The organism is Psychrobacter sp. AOP7-B1-24 (assembly GCF_052376215.1).
Classification (GTDB): Bacteria; Pseudomonadota; Gammaproteobacteria; order Pseudomonadales; family Moraxellaceae; genus Psychrobacter.
Window position 1 is genome coordinate 1 of record NZ_JBQSVL010000168.1, and the last position, 1,435, is coordinate 1,435.

At 41.1% G+C, this 1,435-nt stretch carries 1 protein-coding gene and 1 pseudogene; both read right to left on the reverse strand.

Features of this window, described 5'->3' with window-relative positions; genetic code table 11:
- A pseudogene (locus ACT3QP_RS14765) lies at positions 1–617 on the reverse strand (hypothetical protein); the annotation flags it as partial.
- Positions 607–1,435, reverse strand: an 829-nt coding sequence (locus ACT3QP_RS14770) for a DUF2345 domain-containing protein (RefSeq protein ID WP_444526024.1), incomplete at its 5' end; no start/stop codon positions are given. The pseudogene ACT3QP_RS14765 and the gene ACT3QP_RS14770, both read right to left, overlap by 11 nt.

A 1,435-nucleotide genomic window follows, 5' to 3' on the forward strand; every position in this document is an offset into this window, starting at 1 on the left:
CCTTTAATGAGAATAGCCTTTTTAGAAATATAGTCATTTCGAGTAGTGCCTTTTTTTCCATCTACTATGGTTTCGGTAACACCTTTGTTAAGAATTTTAGCTATTGATATAGTTTCAGGATAAACAGTTAATTTGTTAGGATTTGAGGATGCAAACTCTAAGGTCTTGAATTTACCTGCGCTTAGTGACGATTTATCACCAATCAATTGCTGAATTTCTAAGTCTAGTTTGACACCAAGTGAGTGCATGTCTGAGCCACCTTTATACACAGCACTAGTCGTATGAGGAAACAAGACTAACCAAGCAGGTAGATAGTCTTTGCTTTTTAATTTGTGAGATAATTTAGAACCTTTTAGGTAGATGTTATTAAAGTTCGTTATATTACCTATAAACAATTTCCTATTGTCTATAATTTTATTACCAGATACATCTTCAAATATTTCTTCTATAGGATATCTATCAGCATCCCTAGGATAATCAAAACCGTAACGTCCAGCCATATCTTTGGGCTGCCTAAAATGTACAGTAAACGGTGCAACATCTGATATTGTACATTCAACCGTGTAGTCTTTGTCCCGTGAAGCAGTACCTCCGCTATTTGGTAAATTAGTCGCCATATTCTATGCCCTCAATCTGTAGATGAATATTAAAACCATCAGGAGTACTAGAGTAGTAAGTCGAAGTATGACCGTCTTTATCCGTTACCCCTTCAAATTTTTCATCCGTATTTTCATTAGTTATTATGTACGGCGTGTAGCTATAAGGAACTTCATCATCGTTCTTTAGATGAAAGCGCAAGCGATACGCTGTTGGAGTAGTCGGCATCCCCAAAAGCCCCAAACCATCCATCCCACCCCCAGCCTTACCATGCTTACCGCCTTTCTCCGTCACCTCTTTTGCTACTATCGTAATATCAGCACCATCAAGGGTGATACTCGCACCCCCTGCTGTGATCGTAATCTTATTCGTAGCCACCACCTCAACCTCTTTGGTTGAGGAAGCGATGTTGACATCTTGCTTGGCAGTTGCTTCTAGTTTCCCTGTATGGGCGGAGAGGGTAATAGTCTCTTTAGCATTAGTCATGCTCACTTGACCGTCCGCTATGATGTTCAGTGCTTCATTACTGATTTGATTATGAGTCTCACCACTACTGATCATCATGTTCGCTTGAGTCGTAGTAATCATTTCACCCATTGAACGTTGAATGAGCGTGTCTTCACTGACATAGCTGCTATCAGCCGCACTATCAATCAGCGTATAGGGCGCTTGTTGATGGGTTTTGGTTTGCTGTTCCTCTGCGATAGTCTCAAGTTGCATCTTAATCGAGTTATGGTCATTGACCTGTCTACCAAGTCCTGTTGCCAGTTGCGTTAAACGCTCAGTTAAATGCTGACCACCTAATGCAGTTTGGGCCAGAGTCGGGGTGTGGTGCTGG